The 17457-nt window shown below is 52.6% G+C and carries 13 protein-coding genes and 1 pseudogene; 12 read left to right on the top strand and 2 right to left on the bottom strand.

What is annotated here, in order from left to right; genetic code table 11:
* A pseudogene (locus ACO0K9_RS22850) lies at positions 1-125 on the top strand (IS630 family transposase); the annotation flags it as partial.
* On the opposite strand, the gene ACO0K9_RS22845 reads toward ACO0K9_RS22850, so the two are convergent.
* A complete protein-coding gene (locus ACO0K9_RS22845) occupies positions 73-606 on the bottom strand; it encodes a GNAT family N-acetyltransferase (protein ID WP_422988741.1) in 534 nt (177 codons plus the stop codon). The pseudogene ACO0K9_RS22850 and the gene ACO0K9_RS22845 overlap by 53 nt on opposite strands.
* A gap of 15 nt (positions 607-621) precedes the next feature.
* Positions 622-2808 carry an ATP-dependent DNA helicase RecG gene (gene recG, locus ACO0K9_RS22840; RefSeq protein WP_422988749.1) on the bottom strand — a complete coding sequence of 729 codons (2187 nt, stop codon included), beginning with the start codon at positions 2806-2808 and terminating at the stop codon, positions 622-624.
* A gap of 97 nt (positions 2809-2905) precedes the next feature.
* Between recG and ACO0K9_RS22835 the strand changes: the two genes are divergently transcribed.
* From ACO0K9_RS22835 to ACO0K9_RS22785, 11 genes are all read left to right on the top strand, one after another.
* Positions 2906-3031 (top strand): hypothetical protein, encoded by a 126-nt coding sequence (locus ACO0K9_RS22835; RefSeq protein ID WP_422988739.1) that lies wholly within the window; start codon positions 2906-2908, stop codon positions 3029-3031.
* Positions 3032-3041: 10 nt separating this feature from the next.
* Positions 3042-4106 (top strand): tRNA preQ1(34) S-adenosylmethionine ribosyltransferase-isomerase QueA, encoded by a 1065-nt coding sequence (gene queA / locus ACO0K9_RS22830; protein ID WP_422988737.1) that lies wholly within the window; start codon positions 3042-3044, stop codon positions 4104-4106.
* The gene (gene tgt, locus ACO0K9_RS22825; RefSeq protein ID WP_422988735.1) at positions 4099-5232 is read left to right on the top strand and encodes a tRNA guanosine(34) transglycosylase Tgt; all 1134 of its coding nucleotides are present in this window, start codon (positions 4099-4101) and stop codon (positions 5230-5232) included. The genes queA and tgt overlap by 8 nt, the downstream gene beginning before the upstream one ends.
* Positions 5233-5345: 113 nt before the next feature.
* Positions 5346-5747, top strand: a complete 402-nt coding sequence (locus ACO0K9_RS22820) for a DUF4124 domain-containing protein (RefSeq protein WP_422988733.1) — start codon at positions 5346-5348, stop codon at positions 5745-5747.
* A gap of 130 nt (positions 5748-5877) precedes the next feature.
* Entirely contained in the window at positions 5878-7404 is a 1527-nt protein-coding gene (locus tag ACO0K9_RS22815; protein ID WP_422988731.1) for a flavin monoamine oxidase family protein, read from the top strand.
* A gap of 277 nt (positions 7405-7681) precedes the next feature.
* Entirely contained in the window at positions 7682-9118 is a 1437-nt protein-coding gene (locus tag ACO0K9_RS22810) for a YdgA family protein (RefSeq protein WP_422988729.1), read from the top strand.
* Positions 9119-9450: 332 nt separating this feature from the next.
* Complete coding sequence (yajC, locus tag ACO0K9_RS22805) at positions 9451-9717, top strand: preprotein translocase subunit YajC (RefSeq protein ID WP_422988747.1); 267 nt, start codon at positions 9451-9453, stop codon at positions 9715-9717.
* Positions 9718-9793: 76 nt separating this feature from the next.
* Positions 9794-11671 (top strand): protein translocase subunit SecD, encoded by a 1878-nt coding sequence (gene secD / locus ACO0K9_RS22800; protein WP_422988727.1) that lies wholly within the window; start codon positions 9794-9796, stop codon positions 11669-11671.
* A 33-nt stretch (positions 11672-11704) separates the two neighbouring features.
* A complete protein-coding gene (gene secF / locus ACO0K9_RS22795; protein WP_422988725.1) occupies positions 11705-12727 on the top strand; it encodes a protein translocase subunit SecF in 1023 nt (340 codons plus the stop codon).
* A gap of 288 nt (positions 12728-13015) precedes the next feature.
* Entirely contained in the window at positions 13016-14296 is a 1281-nt protein-coding gene (locus ACO0K9_RS22790) for an efflux RND transporter periplasmic adaptor subunit (protein WP_422988723.1), read from the top strand.
* The gene (locus ACO0K9_RS22785) at positions 14293-17382 is read left to right on the top strand and encodes an efflux RND transporter permease subunit (RefSeq protein ID WP_422988721.1); all 3090 of its coding nucleotides are present in this window, start codon (positions 14293-14295) and stop codon (positions 17380-17382) included. Before ACO0K9_RS22790 ends, ACO0K9_RS22785 begins: the two co-directional genes overlap by 4 nt.
* Positions 17383-17457: the final 75 nt, after the last annotated feature.

Raw genomic sequence — 17457 nt, 5'->3', positions numbered from 1 at the left:
ACATCAATGTGCATAATCAAAATCCGAAACCTTTTGTCTGGACCGCCAAGGCCAATGACATTCTGCAGAAAGTCATCCGCGCAAATCGCCAGCTTGGTTCAAAGAAAAACGAAGCACTACACTAGCAATAATCTTCTTCTGCATAATAATCGCCCCACCAAATTCCGGATTCAACTCATAAGGCGCAAAGCCCTCAGAGCGATACAGGTTTTGCGCCCGCGTATTCCCCTCCAATACTTCCAGCGTCATCTTGCAATAACCCAGTTGTTCGGACAAGGTGCTCAGGTGCTGCATCATGCGCTGTGCCACGCCTTGGCCACGAAAGTCGGGGTGGACGGCAAAGTCATGGATGTTCAGCAGGGATTTGCAGGCGAAGGTGGAGAAGCCTTCTATGCAGATGGCGAAACCGGCGGCTTGTTCATCAACGTAAGCCAGGATGGCGCGCACGGTGTTGCGTTGCTTTAATTCTTTGATCAGGTTGGCCTTGGCATAATCGGACAAGGCTTCGTTGCCGCCCATGGGGTCTAGTGCATACATATTCAGCATGCGGACCAGGTCTGCTGCGTGGGTGGGGTTGTTCAGGTCTACGTTGGTGATGGTGAGCATGTCTGTTTGTCCGTATTAAACGCGTAAAAATTCTTCTTTATAACCGAGCCAGCGTTCCAGGTGGGCGATGACGGTGGCGGGGTCGTTCTTCAACAAATCGTCGGCCAGGTTGCGGGCTTTTTCTACCAGCCATTGGTCGGTTTCGAGATTGGCAAAGCGTAACATGGCTTCGCCAGACTGGCGTGCACCGAGAAACTCGCCAGGTCCGCGCAATTCCAGATCCTTGCGGGCGATTTCAAAACCATCATTGCTTTCGCGCATGGTGGCCAGTCTTTGTTTGGCGGTGCCGCCCAGTGGACCCTGATACAGCAACAGGCAGGCGCTGGCGGCGGCACCACGGCCTACCCGGCCACGCAACTGATGCAATTGCGACAGGCCAAAACGTTCAGCATGCTCTATCACCATCAGGCTGGCGTTCGGTACATCGACGCCGACTTCAATCACCGTCGTGGCCACCAGTACCTGGCTTTCATTGCGGATGAAGGCTTCCATCGTGGCCTGTTTTTCTGCCGGTTTCAGCCGACCATGCACCAGGCCCACGCGCAGTTCTGGCAGGGCTTCTGCCAGCATGGCATGGGTGTCGGTGGCGGTTTGCAATTGCAGGGTTTCGGATTCTTCTATCAGGGGGCAGACCCAGTAGACTTGTTTGCCTTCCTGGCCTGCCGCCTGCACGCGGGCGATGACTTCGTCCCTGCGGTTCTGGTCTATCACGCGGGTGACTATCGGTGTACGGCCTGGCGGCAATTCATCGATTACCGACACTTCCAGATCGGCATAATACGTCATGGCCAGGGTGCGCGGGATGGGGGTGGCTGACATCATCAATTGATGCGGCACCTTGCCGGCTTCAGTCTTGTTGGCCAGGTTCAGGCGCTGGCTGACGCCAAAGCGATGTTGTTCATCGACGATGACCAGGCCCAGTTTTTTGAATTGCACACTGTCCTGTATCAGGGCGTGGGTGCCTATCACCAGTTGTGCTTCGCCAGAGGTGATGAGGACATTGGCGGCGTCTTTTTCTTTTTTCTTCAGGCTGCCGGTCAGCCAGGCGGTTTTGACGCCCAGTGGTTCCAGCCATGCGGCAATTTTCCTGAAATGCTGTTCTGCCAGGATTTCTGTCGGGGCCATCAGGGCGGCCTGAAAGCCATTGTCTATCGCTTGTGCTGCTGCCAGGGCGGCAACGATGGTTTTGCCGCTGCCGACGTCGCCTTGCAACAGGCGCTGCATGGGAAAGGCTTCGCGCAAATCGGCGCGTATCTCGGCCAATACTTTTTCTTGTGCCTTGGTGAGCGAGAATGGCAGGTTCAGCAAGAATGCATTGCTAAGTTCACCGACCAGCGGCAGGGCATTGGCACCTTTGCTGCGACGGCTGATCTGGGCGCGCTTGAGTGACAGTTGCTGGGCCAGCAGTTCATCGAACTTCATGCGCTCCCAGGCGGGATGCTCGCGTTCTATCAGGCTGTACTGGTCAATCTCAGATGGCGGGTTGTGCAGGATGCGTATGCTGCTTTCAAAATCTTGCAGGCCCAGTGCGCTCAGCCGGGCAGGGGACAGGGTGTCGCGCCAGTTGACACGCGTCATGGCATTGGCGATGGCCTTGCGCAGCAGGGCTTGCGGCAGCCCTTCGCCAGATGGGTAGACCGGTGTCAGTGCCGTAGGCAGGGGGGCGCCTTCATTGACGACCTTGTAATGCGGGTGCACCATTTCTGCACCAAAGAAGCCATGCCGCAATTCGCCCCTGGCGCGGATGCGTATGCCAACCGCCATCTGCTTGGTCTGGTTACCGTAAAAATTCAGGAAGCGCAGTACCACTTGTCCGGTATCGTCGGCGATGGTGACGACTAACTGGCGTCGTGGGCGGTACTGGATATCGCATTCAGTGACCATACCTTCTACCTGTACGCTGCTGCCCCCACGGAAAGAGGCATCCCGCATGCTGACGATTTCGGTTTCATCTTCATAACGCATGGGCAGGTGCAGGACAAAATCCATATCCTTACGCAAGCCCAGTTTAGCCAGTTTTTCACTGATTTTGCTGGCACTACTGCCGTTATTCACCTTGTTGGCAGTTGTTTTGGATTTTTTTGCTGCTGTTTTTGTGCTGGTTTTTTCGGTTTCTATTGGCGATGCTGCTGTAGCAGGCTCATGCAGGCCGGCAGGCGCATTGTCAGCGTTTGTTTTTGCACTTTGGTCTTCAGCGGCCATGGGGTGTAAAATGGTGGGTTTTGCCGTTAGCTTATTTTTTGTGTAAGGATAGCTGGAAAACTGTGTCCGTATTGGTTCGAGAGTGTCTGGATTCATGATGAAGCAAGATATTGTCGTCAAAGAATATTGTCAATTGGAACAGTTTTTACCTGATACTGTATATTCTACTGATATTTTATACAGTATGCAGCAGCTTTCTATGGCTTTTGGCGGTTTACCCTGATTTTTGTCTGATGTCTGATACTTGCATGCGCTATTCCCTGAGTGATTTCGATTTTGACCTGCCCGATACCCTGATCGCGCAAACACCCTTGCCCGACCGCACGGCCTCGCGCCTGTTGCATGTCGACGGTGATCAATTGACAGACCGGCATTTTGCCGACGTTATAGACCAGTTGTCAGCCGGTGATTTACTGGTATTCAATGACACCCGCGTGCTGAAGGCGCGCTTTTTCGGCGTCAAGGAAACCGGTGGCAAGATACAGATGTTGGTCGAACGTGTACTCTCAAACAATGAGCAGGAACGCAGCGTACTGGCGCAAATGCGCGCATCCAAATCACCGCTGCCGGGCAGCAAGATCCGTTTGGCCGATAGTTTTGATGTCGTTGTTGGCGAGCGTGTGGGTGAATTCTTTACCCTGCATTTTCCATCTGACATCTTCACTTTGCTGGAAACCTATGGCCGCCTGCCTTTGCCGCCGTATATTGAGCATGATGCCGATGACTTTGACGAACAGCGCTACCAGACCGTGTATAACCGCGTACCGGGCGCAGTCGCTGCGCCTACGGCTGGCCTGCATTTTGATCAGGCGCTGTTGCAGCGTTGTCAGGATAAAGGCATCAAGCTTGCCTATGTGACCCTGCATGTGGGCGCGGGCACTTTCCAGCCTGTCCGCACAGAAAACCTGGCAGATCACCAGATGCACAGCGAATGGTATACCGTGCCAGATGACACCGTCAGTGCCGTGCAAGCCACCAAAGCCGCAGGTGGCAAAGTGGTTGCTGTCGGCACCACCAGCATGCGTGCACTGGAATCAGCTTCGCAAAGCGGTGCCTTGCGGGCAGGCAGCGATGACACCCGTTTGTTCATCACGCCGGGTTATGTATTTAAAACCGTGGACCGGCTTATCACTAATTTCCACTTACCAAAATCCACGTTGATGATGCTGGTATCGGCATTTGCCGGTTATGATCGCGTCCGCGCTGCCTATGCGCATGCGATTGCCCATCAATACCGTTTTTTCAGCTATGGCGACGCCATGCTGTTGACCAATTCCTCCGGGGAAGACCATGCTTGAATTTACACTGATCAAAAAAGATAAAACCACCGCTGCCCGTCGCGGCCGTGTCAAAGTCAACCATGGTGAAATCGAAACGCCTATCTTCATGCCGGTTGGTACCTATGGTTCGGTCAAGGCCATGTCGCCGCTGGAATTGAAAGAGATTGATGCCCACATCATCCTGGGCAACACCTTCCATCTGTGGCTGCGCCCGGGCATGGATGTGATCAACAAGTTTGGTGGCCTGCATGGTTTCATGGGTTGGGATAAGCCTATCCTTACCGATTCCGGTGGTTTCCAGGTATTCTCATTGGGAGCAATGCGCAAGATCACCGAAGAAGGGGTCAAGTTTTCGTCACCTATCAGCGGCGAGCGTTTGTTTTTGTCGCCAGAGATTTCCATGCAAATCCAGCGCGCCCTGAATTCTGACATCGTCATGCAGTTTGATGAATGCACACCTTACGAAATCGATGGCCGACCAGCGACCACAGAAGAAGCCGGCAAATCCATGCGCATGTCCTTGCGCTGGGCCAAGCGTTCCATCGATGAATTCAAACAGGGTGAAAACCCGAATGCCTTGTTCGGCATCGTTCAGGGTGGCATGTTTGAGCATCTGCGTGATGAATCACTGGCGGGTTTGAATGAACTCAATTTCCACGGCATTGCCATCGGTGGCCTGTCTGTCGGTGAACCGAAAGAAGACATGATGCGCGTGCTGGCACATGTCGGCCCCAAACTGCCAGAAAACAAGCCGCATTACCTGATGGGCGTCGGTACGCCAGAAGACCTGGTGGCGGGTGTGGCCAATGGCATAGACATGTTTGATTGCGTCATGCCTACCCGTAATGCACGCAATGGCTGGATCTTCACCCGCTTTGGCGACATCAAGATCAAGAATGCGCGCTACAAGGAAGAAAAAGAACCGCTGGATGCGACTTGTGAATGCTACGCCTGCAAGAATTTCTCGCGCGCCTACCTGCATCACCTGCATCGCACCGGCGAAATTTTGGGTGCACGCCTGAACACCATCCACAATCTGCATTACTACCTGGATTTGATGAAAAATATCCGCAAGGCACTGGATGATGAACGCTTTCCCGAGTTTGTCGCACAATTCCATGTTGACCGGGCGCGTGGTGTTTGACACGGCGCATGCATTGCAGACAGAATAAGTTGCGCCATATGTAATGCCAATCGTAATGCCAATCTGCATAATTGCCACATGTCAGGGAATGTCGTTCAATTCATGGAGTCACTATGAAATGCAATCAATTCGCTATTTTCACGCTTTCCCTGTGTTTTGCGACATTCGCACAGGGGCGCGAAGTCTACAAATGTGTGTCAGCAGATGGCAGAACCAGTTATATGGACAAACCCTGTGACAAAAGCGCGAAAAGTGCGACGGAAGTCATCATTAATAAAGAAGACACTCCTTCAGCGGCTGAGGCAAACAAGCAGCACGCAGACTGGAAGAAAAAGAGTGATGAATTTAATGAGAGATATCAGAGCAGATTGCGTAAGGAAGAAGAGGATGCGGCCAAGAAAAAAGCCGATGAAGAAAAAGCCGCCTTGCGTGCAAAACGAATTGCGGACGAGGAAGAAAGATTGCAGCGTGAAGAAGGTGCGCGTGCAGCAGCAGCGAGACGTAACGGGTTTTAATTCTTTAAGCGACCGTTTCCTTCACTGATCAAGTTGGGCTCAACACCAGAATCCATTTCACCATTATCGATGAAATGGATTTTCTACATATAAGCGTGCGAAGGCCACGTAAAAAATAAAGAGGTTTTCTATGAATTATCACCCCGTCATTATTGCCGGCGGCGGCATTTCCGGTTTGTATTGCGCCTGGCGCCTGGCTCAGGCCGGGCAAAAAGTGGTGGTGCTGGAGGCATCGTCAGATCGTTGGGGTGGGCGCATAGAAACCGAAGACCTCGATGGTTTCATTGCCGAATGGGGACCGATGCGATTCGAGCCCACCTTGCAGCCACGCTTCGATAAACTGTGCCGTGACCTTGGCGTCAGATTGACCGAGTTCAGTGGCCCTGAAGGTGAAGAAGTGAATGCGCCCACCTATGACTTGCCGGTGGAAGAAATGGGCCTCAATTCCCTGCAATTGCTGAAACGCGGCATCATGCTGGTGATGGGGCAAGACCCGCAAGACCAGGCATGGATAGATAATCTGACCGAAGCCGATTACCAGCGCATGCGCAAACATGCGCAACTCAATGGCCAGCCGCTGTGGAGCATGGGCTTCTGGAATGCATTGTCCGCTGAAGGCGTGCTCAGTCACCTGGCGTTAACCAAGCTCAGAGATACCGGGACCTTCTATCACATGATTCCGGAAAACCTGAATGCCATCGAATGGATTATCTGGTGGCTACGCGCGTTGAAGACGGTCGGCCAGCAGTTGGCCAGTGTCGATGGCGGTACGGCCAAACTGACAGAAAGCCTGATGGCGAAATTGCGTAGCCTCAGCAATGTCACTTTGGCTGGCGGCCATATGCTGACCAGCTTCAGGCAGGTTGCCATGGGCCAGCCCCTGCTGGAACTGGAAGTACGTACCAAAAGCGGCAATATACAGTTGCAGACCGACAGACTGATTCTGGCATTGCCAAGAATGCCGCTGGTGAAACTGGCATCCTGCCTGCCCGAACATGTGGCTTCGCAACTCGATGCGGTGAATGGCTTCCCGATGTTGAAACTGTTCTTCGTAACAGATTCACCGTGGTGGGATTATTCCCAAAGGCCGCAACAATATGCAAGCTGCCTGCCTACCCGCGAGATTCATTACTTCCGCCGTCCGCAAGGCAAGGACAAGGACGGCCATGGCATGGTCTTGCTGTACATGGACCGTCCGTCGACAGAATTCTGGAAGCATTATGTGATGGAGTCCGAGCGCCATGACCGGGCCGAAATTGACCAGAACGTCAAAATCGTCGATGCCTTTTCGCTCTTTGTGGCACGTGACGTGAAGCGCCTGGTTGATATCAAGCGTTCAGGCTTGAAACTGACGGACCAGGCCCAGCACATGTTCGAAGAAAAATCGCTGGAAGAGACCCGCACACATATCAAGAATTCGATTGTCACCTATGGTATTCGCGACTGGGCAAGGGCACCGTACGGCGCCGCCAACCATGGCTGGCAACCTGGAGTACGCTCATGGAAAGTCATGGATGTGTTCAAGGCCTTTGACTTTGGCAGTGGCGCCAAGAATATCCATATCGTTGGTGAGGCTTATTCCGATTACCAGGGTTTTGTCGAAGGCGCCCTGAACAGCTCTGAACTGGCATTGGCGACGATAAGAAGCGCCTCATAAAGCATGCATAAGTGTGGTTTTGGCGCAGAGCAATACATGTATTTGAGTGTGTAACAATGACAAGCGAAATGAAGCTTGTTACACTTTCCGCTCTTAGAACGTGTTTACGATCTGTAGCGAGCGAGCGTCAGCGGGGAGAAGAGCAGCGCAAAAAGCGGAATGTACTGTAGTACATGAGCATTTTGAGCAGCACATGAGCCCCGATCACGCTCGCGCAGTAAGATCGTAAACAGGTTCTTATTCATGATAGGCGTTTTAGCCGCTAGGGGGGAAGTCTGTGAAAATTAGTGCACGCTGGATGGTATTGGTGGCGGTATTGGCTGGGGCCTATCCTGCCGCATCCTGGTACACAGGGAAACGTGTGGCTGCCAGATTCATGACGTCGAAAGACCAGCCCGCGCAGACGCCTTTCATCAAACTGGTGAAGCAGGATTATCAACGGGGCGTGTTTTCTTCTGTCGAAGATGTCACCCTGGAACTTAACCTGGCCAGTATTTCCAAACCAGGTCCAGCTGCCCCGCCAGGTGCAGGAGGGGATAATACTGGTGCTGACCCGGCAGCGCAGGCAGCACAGATTGCCCAGGCTGCCAGGGGTGAACAGCTACCAGTGATACAACTGCGTTTTGTCAGCCGTATCCAGCATGGCCCTTTCCCCGGTTTGCGCAGCTTCGGTGCGGCCTCCATCAAGACCGAGCTGGTGCTGGACCCGGCCAGCAAGACACAACTGGAAAAAATATTTGGTAATGCTGATCCTTTGCAAATCAATTCCACCCTGACCTATGGCGGTGCTGGACATGTATCTTTGTCCAGCCCGGCTTTCTCTACCGTTACGGACCGGGATCGCGACAAGCTGGCCTGGCAGGGTTTGAATATGGAGGTGGATTTTGACAAGGAGTATAAAAATTTCCGTGTCAGCCTGAATGCACCCGGTTTGACGGTGGATAGCCTGGAAGGCCAGTCATTCAAGATGGGCGCGATCAGCATTAAGGGGGATGCCAGCAAGGCTTATCCCACTGGTCCTTTATATGTAGGCAAATCCGAGACGATACTGGCTGGTATCAGTTTCAGCGACAAGGCAGATCCGAAAAAAAGTTTTTCCATGCAGCAGTTAAGCCTGAACACCGATGCCAGCATCAAAGACGATTTCTTGTCTGTGTTTGCCAGGCTGGGCGTCAGCAAGTTCATGTTTGATCAGCTTGAATTCAGCAATTTCCATTACGACTATGGTGTGAAGCACCTGCATGCTCCTTCCATTGCGCAGATTTCTGCCGCCTATTCCGGTGCCACCGCCGATCCAGAAAAAATGGCTGCCCTGAAAGCTGTATGGGAGCAGGTGGGGCCGACCATCATCAATGGCCAGCCGGAACTGGTCCTGGAACGTATCAGCATCGTCACCAGCGATGGTGAGGCAAAACTGACAGGCGGGATGAAACTGGTGGACGCCAATGTCACCGACATCAGCAATATCATGGCCCTGTACCCCAAGGTGCAGGGTAATCTGAATATTACCCTGACGGATGTTCTGGTCAGCAAGCTGGGTGGTGCCTCGCAAAAAGACCCGGAAATGCAGAAGGCCGCGCTGGACGCCATGAATCAGCAAATCGCCAGTTTTGTCGAACAGGGTTATATTAATCGCAACGGCAAGCTACTCAATGCCAAGCTCGAATGGTCGCAGGGCAAGCTGACAGTAAACGGCAAAGCCTTTCAACGGTAATGATCAAAAGGGCAACGCTACAACGTTGCCCGCATCAATTGGTAGTCTTAATAGCAATTTATTAAGGCGACAAGCTGCTTTTCTCCTTCCCTGGCAATGAATCATCCCGTATATGCTGACAATTGAAAGCAATTGCTTCGTGCAGTGCTAAAATACAGAGCTTTGCTAATTGAAAATTAAGCTTTTGGCGCTATATACCAATAATTGCAACAAATTGTATTCACCTTTGTGTCGCAAAACGGGTTAAGTATTATTAAAATGACAGGAGTCTGAACGTGTTTATTTCCAACGCTTACGCGCAATCTGCTGGTACCGCTCTTGACGGTGGCCTGATGAGTTTCCTGCCGATTATTCTGATGTTTGTGGTGCTGTATTTCCTGATGATACGTCCACAGATGAAACGTCAGAAAGAACAGCGTTCCATGATGGATGCGCTGGCCAAGAATGATGAAGTCATCACTTCCGGCGGCGTTTTGGGCAAAGTGACCAAGGTCACTGATGCGTATGTCACCATAGAGGTGGCTGAAGATACAGAAATCGTGGTTCAAAAAGTAGCCATTACGATGTTGCTACCCAAGGGCACGATTAAAACGCTTTAATTAGCGAACACAGGCAACGCAGTCCTACTACTCCGGGCTGCGTTGTGCTTTTTAGCTTCCAATTATTTTTCCCATTATGAATCGCTATCCACTCTGGAAGTACCTACTGATTCTGGTCGCGCTGGTGTTGGGTGCGCTGTATACAGCCCCGAACTTCTTTGGCGAATCGCCCGCGGTACAGATCAGCAGCGCCAAGGCCACGCTTAAAATTGACTCCAGCATGATGCCTGTCGTAGAGCAGGCTCTGACCAAAGGCGGTTTGAAAAACAAGGGTCTGGTATACGAAAACAACGGCGTGCAAGGCACGATACGGGTGCGTTTCGAAGACACGGATACCCAGTTCAAAGCCAAAGCCTTGCTGGAAAAAGAACTGAATATTGATCCGACCGATCAGTCCTATACGCTGGCATTCAATCTCTTGTCGAATACCCCAAACTGGTTGCAAAGCCTGAATGCCCTGCCTATGTACCTGGGTCTGGATTTGCGCGGTGGTGTGCATTTCCTCATGCAGGTGGATACCAAGGCAGTATTGAACAAACGCCTTCAGGGCTTGCTGTCCAGCACCCGCGTCACCTTGCGCGACAAGGATGTGCGTCACGCCGGTATCAGTCGTGAAGGCGATCAGATCAAGATCAGGTTCCGTGATGTAGAGACGCGTGAAAAAGCCAAGACGGTACTGGTCAGCCGCATGAACGATGTGGATTTGCTGGACGTGGCAAGTACGGATACCAGTGAATTCAATCTTCAGGTCAGCCTGAAGGCCAAGGCACTCAAAGATGTGGTAGCCGAAGGCATCAAGCAAAATATTACTGCCTTGTCCAAGCGTGTGAATGAGCTGGGTGTGGCAGAACCGATTATTCAGCAGCAGGGCGCTGACCGTATTGTTGTGCAATTGCCAGGTGTGCAGGACGTGGCGCGTGCCAAGAGCATCATCAATCGTTTGGCGACGCTGGAAGTACGTTTGCTGGACGACAGCGTGATTGGCCCGGTTGACGCCAATACGGCAGTGCCATTTGGTTCTGAAATGTTCAAATCCAATCGTGGCGAAAACCTGATCCTGACCAAGGACCCGGTCATCACAGGTGACGACATTACCAACGCGACAGGCAGTTTCGACCAGCATCAGCAACCAGCAGTCAGTGTTGACCTGAATGGCGATGGTGGTCGCAAGATGGCTCAGGCTACCAGCACCCGTATCGGCAAACGTATGGCGATAGTCTTGTTTGAAAAAGGCAAGGGTGAAGTCCTGATCGCGCCAACCATCAATGATGAATTGCGTAACAGTTTCATCATTACCGGCATGGGTTCCACCGCTGCTGCCGGTGACCTGGCACTGTTGCTGCGCGCCGGTTCGCTGGCGGCTCCGATGGAAATCATCGAAGAACGCACCATAGGCCCGCAACTGGGTGTGGAAAACATCAAGCAGGGCCGCAATTCCACGTTGTATGGTTTTGCCGCGATTGCGATTTTCATGATGGCGTATTACATGATGTTCGGCTTCTTCAGCGTGCTGGCCTTGTCGGTCAACCTGTTATTGCTGGTGGCCTTGCTGTCCCGCTTGCAGGCGACGCTGACATTGCCGGGTATTGCTGCGATCGCGCTGGCACTGGGCATGGCGATTGATGCCAACGTGCTGATCAATGAGCGGATACGGGAAGAACTACGGGCTGGCAAAACACCGCAGAAAGCCATAGAAGAAGGTTTTGGTCATGCCTGGGCGACCATTCTGGATTCCAACGTGACGACGCTGATCGTAGGTCTGGCATTGCTGGTGTTTGGTTCCGGCGCAATTCGCGGCTTCGCTGTCGTGCATTGCCTGGGTATTGTTACTTCCATTTTCTCTTCCGTGTTTGTATCGCGTGGTGTGGTTAACCTGTGGTACGGCAAGCAGAAGAAACTGTCGTCCATTTCTATTGGCCAGATCTGGAAGCCAAAACAAGATGCTGTGAAATAAGCGCGCAGCCAAACAAGAATACAGGACTACATCATGGAATTATTCCGCATTAAAAAAGACATTCCTTTCATGCGCCACGCGCTGATATTCAATGTCATCTCTGCACTGACCTTTGTGGCTGCCGTGTTTTTCCTGGTACACAAGAGCTTGCATTTCTCGGTTGAATTTACCGGTGGTACGGTCATGGAAGTGACTTACCCGAAAGCGGCGAACGTTGATGGCATTCGTAAATTGGTGGAACATCTGGGTTTTGATGATTCGCCGGTACAGACTTTCGGTAAGGCACAAGACGTGGTGATCCGTTTGCCGGAAACCAAGAAAGATGCCAAAGCCCCTGTCTCTGACGTGGTGTTTGAAGCATTGTGCAAAATGGAAAGCGGCAGCCTGACCAAAGTGACGAGCAGTGCTGAAAGTGGCGCAAGCTCTGAAAAAATGGTGTGCCAGGATGCTGCCAAGAATGAACCGGTGAAATTGCAAAGGGTAGAACTGGTCGGTGCCCAGGTCGGTGACGAACTGGCACATGACGGTTTGATGGCTTTGCTGTTTGTGGTGCTGGGTGTGATGATCTACCTGGCCATACGCTTTGAATGGAAATTTGCAGTAGCGGCTATCGTCGCCAACTTGCATGACGTGATTATCATTCTTGGTTTCTTTGCCTTTTTCGAATGGGAATTCAATTTATCGGTGCTGGCGGCGGTACTGGCGGTGCTGGGTTATTCTGTGAATGAATCGGTGGTTATTTTTGACCGTATCCGTGAAAATTTCCGCAAGCAGCGCAAGATGTCGGTAACTGAAGTGATAGACAATGCCATCACCAGTACCATTTCCCGTACCATCATCACGCATGGCTGTACCCAGATGATGGTATTGTCGATGCTGCTGATTGGCGGCCCGACACTGCACTATTTTGCAGTTGCACTGACGATAGGTATTTGCTTCGGTATTTATTCTTCTGTGTTTGTGGCCGCTGCGATTGCGATGTGGCTGGGTGTGAAACGGGAAGACCTGATCAAGCCGGTCAAAGAAAAAGATGATACGGATGGCGCAGTTGTTTGAAACGCAGCAGCTCTGTCGCTTCCATGTAACGGAAGGTATCTAAAATGAGAGCCAGCCTGTGTGCTGGCTTTTTCTTTGCTAGCATTTCGGTTCTGAACTTTTGATGTTGATTTGAGTCTTAGAAGCAATTGCAATTTAAAATGTCTTTCTCTCACCGCCATCAGCATGGCAAGTGGTAAAAATGCTCAGACCGCTTGTGCTTACGCGGCAGTCAATTTGGCATGGAGGCAGTTTGTCAGCCTGATTTTGCAATAACTTCTTGGCGTCCCTGCACTGGATAAAAATAATATGAGTAAATTCAAAACCCTGATCATCGTCGCGGCAATAGCGGCAGCTTCTGGTGTCTCTTACAAGGTATGGAAATCTTCTGCCGCGGCAAATGCTGAAAATACGGCGTCCGGCAAAGTTGGCAATGCGAACGGTGGTGGGCAAAATCGTCCAGTGACAGTATCTACCGTGATTGCACAAAAACGTGATTACCCGGTACGCCTGACTGCCAACGGTGTTGTGTCGGCAATCAATACAGTAGATATACGTCCGCAAGTTACCAGTACCATTGCCAAGGTGCATATCAAGGAAGGGCAGTTTGTTCGTGCCGGTGACGTGTTGTTCACGCTGGATAGTCGTGCGGATGAAGTGAACCTGGCCAAGGCCCAGGCGCAGCTGGACAAGGATCTGGCGACACTGGCCGACAATCAACGTCAGTTGGCACGTAGCAAAGACCTGGTAACGAAGAAATTTGTTGCACAAAGCGCAGTGGATGCCAGCCAGACTCTGGTCGATACGCAACAAGCCGTTGTGGCTTCTGACAAGGCGGCAGTTACGGCCACCCGCGTTGCCCTCAGTTACAACCGCATCGTAGCCCCGTCTGCTGGCCGTACCGGCATCATCAGTGTGTTCCCCGGTTCGCTGGTGCAGCCAAGCGCGACCGCAACAGCACTGGTGACGATTACCCAAATGGATCCGGTAGCGATCACTTTTCCCTTGCCACAGCGTAATCTGCCAGATGCACTGGAAAGCATGCGACGCGCTGACAGTGTTGTCCTGGCCAGCCTGCCGGATAACAATGCCAGGTTCAAAGGCAAGTTGCAGTTTGTCGACAACGCGGTTGACGCAGCCTCTGGCACCATCAAGGTCAAGGCAGTATTTGATAACAAGGAAATGAAGCTGTGGCCGGGTGCTTTCGTGAATCTGGAATTGAGCGTACAGACCTTGAAAGATGCCGTCGTGGTGCCGCAAGATGCGATCGTCATTGGTGCCAATGGCAAATCCGTGTATGTGGTAGATGCCGAAAACAAGGCCATCGTGAAACCTGTCATTGTGACCAACAGTTTTGGCGATGATGCAGTGGTAACCGGGATAGAGGCCGGTGCCAAAGTGGTGCTGGATGGCAAACAGAATCTGCGCCCTGGTGGCACCATCAAGGAACGCAATGGCGATGGCAAGGATGATGACAAAGAAGATGGCTCCGGCAAGGGCGGCAAGCCTACCAAGGCAGGTGCCTCGGCCAAAGCATCTGTTACATCAGCGATATCAGTGACACCGGCTTCCGCAGCGAGTGCATCATGAATCTGTCCGAGCTGTTCATACGTCGTCCGGTCATGACGATATTGCTGAACCTGTCGATTGTAGTGGCAGGTGTGCTGGCATATCGTTACATTCCGATTGCGGCTTTACCTAGCTATAACACGCCGGTGATCAGCGTCAATGCCAACTTGCCTGGTGCCAGTCCGGAAACCATGGCGACGTCGGTGGCGCTGCCGCTGGAAAAGCAGTTTGCGACCATTCCCGGCCTGTCCATCATCAGTTCCAGTAATACCCTGGGTTCGACCTCGCTGACCCTGGAATTTGACCAGAACCGCAATGTTGATGCGGCTGCGGTGGACGTGCAGGCGGCCCTGCTGCGGGCGTCCCGTTCCCTGCCGGTAGATATGACATCGCCACCGTCGTATCGCAAGGTGAACCCGGCCGATGCGCCAGTGTTGATCATTGCCCTGACCTCACCTTCACTCAGCCTGTCTGAACTGACCAGTTATGCAGAACACCTGATTTCCCCCAGCCTTTCGACGCTGGAAGGGGTGGCGCAGGTAAATATTTTTGGTATCAAGCGGTATGCCGTGCGCATACGTGTGATGCCGGACGCGCTGGCAGCACGCAATCTGACACTGGATGAACTGTCGGCGTCGATCAAGACGTCGAATGCAAATACACCGGTCGGTACACTGGACGGTGACAAGCAGACCCTGACGCTGCTGGCCAATAAGCAACTGCAAAGCGCTGCGGAATTTGCCGATCTGGTGGTCAGCAACAAGGGTGGCCAGGTAGTGCGCCTGCGTGAAGTCGCCCAGGTGGAAGACAGTTATGAACAGGTGAAAACCGCCGCCAATTTCAATGGCGAAAGTTCGATCACGCTGGCGATTCAAAGACAGACCGATGCGAATACCGTCAAGGTGGTGGATTCCATCAAGGCAGCTTTGCCAGGCTTCAAGGCGCAGCTTCCGGCGTCGGTCAAGATGAACCTGGTGAATGACCGCTCGATCTCCATCCGCGATGCCTTACATGACGTTAACCTGACCTTGCTGCTGACGATTTTCCTGGTAGTGATTGTGATCTTCCTGTTCTTGCGTCGCATGGTCGCAACCATCATTCCTACCTTGTCGCTGCCGGTGTCACTGGTGGGTGCCATCAGCCTGTTATGGGGCTTTGGCTATACGCTGGACAACGTATCACTGCTGGGGTTGACGCTGGCCGTCGGGCTGGTGGTGGATGACGCGATCGTGATGCTGGAAAACATCATGCGTCACGTTGAAAATGGCGAACCGCCATTCAAGGCGGCATTGCAGGGCTCGCGTGAAGTCGGGTTTACCATCATCTCCATTTCCACTTCGCTGGTGGCGGTGTTTATCCCGATTTTCTTCATGCCTGGTGTGATCGGCCAGCTGTTCCATGAGTTTGCCGTCATTGTTACCCTGGCGATTGCCGCTTCAGCCTTTGTCTCGCTCACGCTGGTACCCATGCTGGCCAGCCGTTTCCTGAAAAGCGAACATGAGCTGAAAGAACCACCCAAAGTCGTGGCAGCCATGCTGCATGTGTTTGAAAACAGCTTCAATTCATCCCTGCGCGCATACACCCGCGGTCTGGACCTGGCCTTGCGTCACCGTGGTGCCGTATTGTTGATTGCCCTGGGAACGTTTGCTGCGACCGCTTATCTGTTCAATATCATTCCCAAAGGTTTTTTCCCGCAGGAAGACATAGGCCAGATCAACGTCTCGACCGAAGCAGCAGAAGAAACCTCTTTCCCTGCCATGGTGGTGTTGCAGGACAGGGTCGCCAAAATCATACGCGATGACCCGAATGTAGCCACGGCAACCTCGTTTAACGGCGGTGGCGGTGCGCAAAATACTGGTCGCATGTTTATTAACCTGAAGCCGCGCGATGAGCGCAAGCCCATGAAGGATGTGGTGGACAGCTTACGCAAGAAGCTCAATGAAGTGCCAGGTATCACCGTGTTTTTGCGTCCCACACAAAACTTGCAACTGGGTGGACGCCCGAGCAAGAGCCAGTACCAGTACATCCTGCAAAGTGTGGAAGCCAGCTCACTCAGCGACTGGGCGATCAAGCTGCAGGAAAAATTGCGCACTGATCCCGGGTTCAAGGATGTCACCACGGATTCGCAATTGAAAGGCTTGCAGGCCAGTGTCGATATCGACCGTGATCGTGCCAATGCTTTGGGCGTCAACATGGACAGCATACGTTCGGCCATGTACAGCGCTTTTGGTGAGCGTCAGGTATCGACCATGTACACCAATGTGGATAGCTACCAGATCATCATGGAAGTCGCACCGGATGCCAAGAAGGATGAAGATGCCATCAACGGTATTTATGTCCGTGCCAATACCGGCGCTCTGGTTCCTTTATCCAGCCTGGCCACGGTCAAGCGTACCGTCGGGCCGACTGCCATCAACCATGTGGGCCAGTTGCAAGCGGTTACCGTGTCGTTCAATCTGGCACCGGGTACGGCCTTGGGTGATGCCACCAATCGCATAGACAAATATCGCGAAGAAATCAAGTTGCCGGCTTCCATCATTACCACCTATGGTGGTGATGCTGCGGTGTTCAAGGATTCGCAATCCGGGCAGGTGATACTGATCGTGGCAGCCTTGCTGGTCATCTATGTCTTGTTGGGTGTGCTGTATGAAAGCTATATACATCCGATCACCATCCTGGCTGGTTTGCCGTCGGCAGCTGTGGGTGCCTTGCTGACCTTGCAGATGTTTGGTGAAGACCTGACGCTGATTGCAACCATCGGTATTTTGCTGCTGATAGGTATCGTCAAGAAAAATGCGATCATGATGATTGACTTCGCGCTGGATGTGCAAAGGCATCACAACATGACACCGCCCGAGGCGATACGTGAAGCTTGTATCCAGCGTTTCCGCCCCATCATGATGACCACACTGGCCGCGCTGGTTGGTGCCTTGCCGATTGCATTGGGTCTGGGGGCCGGTGCCGAATTGCGCCAGCCTTTGGGCCTGGCGGTAGTGGGTGGCCTGATCTTCTCGCAGGCGATCACGCTGTTCATTACACCAGTAATTTATCTGACACTGGACAGGTTCAGCGGTAAAGGCCCTATCGTTGGTGACAACCTGAATTAATCCCTCCACATGGGCAATACTGCCAGGTCAACGCGGCCCAGATATCTGCGCGCATACATCCCTTTATCCGCACTG

It is taken from the genome of Undibacterium sp. Ji50W (assembly GCF_049340445.1).
In the GTDB taxonomy this organism is placed as follows: Bacteria; Pseudomonadota; Gammaproteobacteria; order Burkholderiales; family Burkholderiaceae_D; genus Undibacterium.
This window is presented reverse-complemented; position numbering and strand designations above follow the sequence as displayed.

Bases quoted from the DNA above. Each gene is read 5' to 3' on its own strand.
- ACO0K9_RS22845 (WP_422988741.1), bottom strand. From the start codon at position 606: ATGCTCACCATCACCAACGTAGACCTGAACAACCCCACCCACGCAGCA.
- recG (WP_422988749.1), bottom strand. From the start codon at position 2,808: ATGGCCGCTGAAGACCAAAGTGCAAAAACAAACGCTGACAATGCGCCT.
- ACO0K9_RS22835 (WP_422988739.1), top strand. From the start codon at position 2,906: ATGAAGCAAGATATTGTCGTCAAAGAATATTGTCAATTGGAACAGTTT.
- queA (WP_422988737.1), top strand. From the start codon at position 3,042: ATGTCTGATACTTGCATGCGCTATTCCCTGAGTGATTTCGATTTTGAC.
- tgt (WP_422988735.1), top strand. From the start codon at position 4,099: ATGCTTGAATTTACACTGATCAAAAAAGATAAAACCACCGCTGCCCGT.
- ACO0K9_RS22820 (WP_422988733.1), top strand. From the start codon at position 5,346: ATGAAATGCAATCAATTCGCTATTTTCACGCTTTCCCTGTGTTTTGCG.
- ACO0K9_RS22815 (WP_422988731.1), top strand. From the start codon at position 5,878: ATGAATTATCACCCCGTCATTATTGCCGGCGGCGGCATTTCCGGTTTG.
- yajC (WP_422988747.1), top strand. From the start codon at position 9,451: ATGAGTTTCCTGCCGATTATTCTGATGTTTGTGGTGCTGTATTTCCTG.
- secD (WP_422988727.1), top strand. From the start codon at position 9,794: ATGAATCGCTATCCACTCTGGAAGTACCTACTGATTCTGGTCGCGCTG.
- secF (WP_422988725.1), top strand. From the start codon at position 11,705: ATGGAATTATTCCGCATTAAAAAAGACATTCCTTTCATGCGCCACGCG.
- ACO0K9_RS22790 (WP_422988723.1), top strand. From the start codon at position 13,016: ATGAGTAAATTCAAAACCCTGATCATCGTCGCGGCAATAGCGGCAGCT.
- ACO0K9_RS22785 (WP_422988721.1), top strand. From the start codon at position 14,293: ATGAATCTGTCCGAGCTGTTCATACGTCGTCCGGTCATGACGATATTG.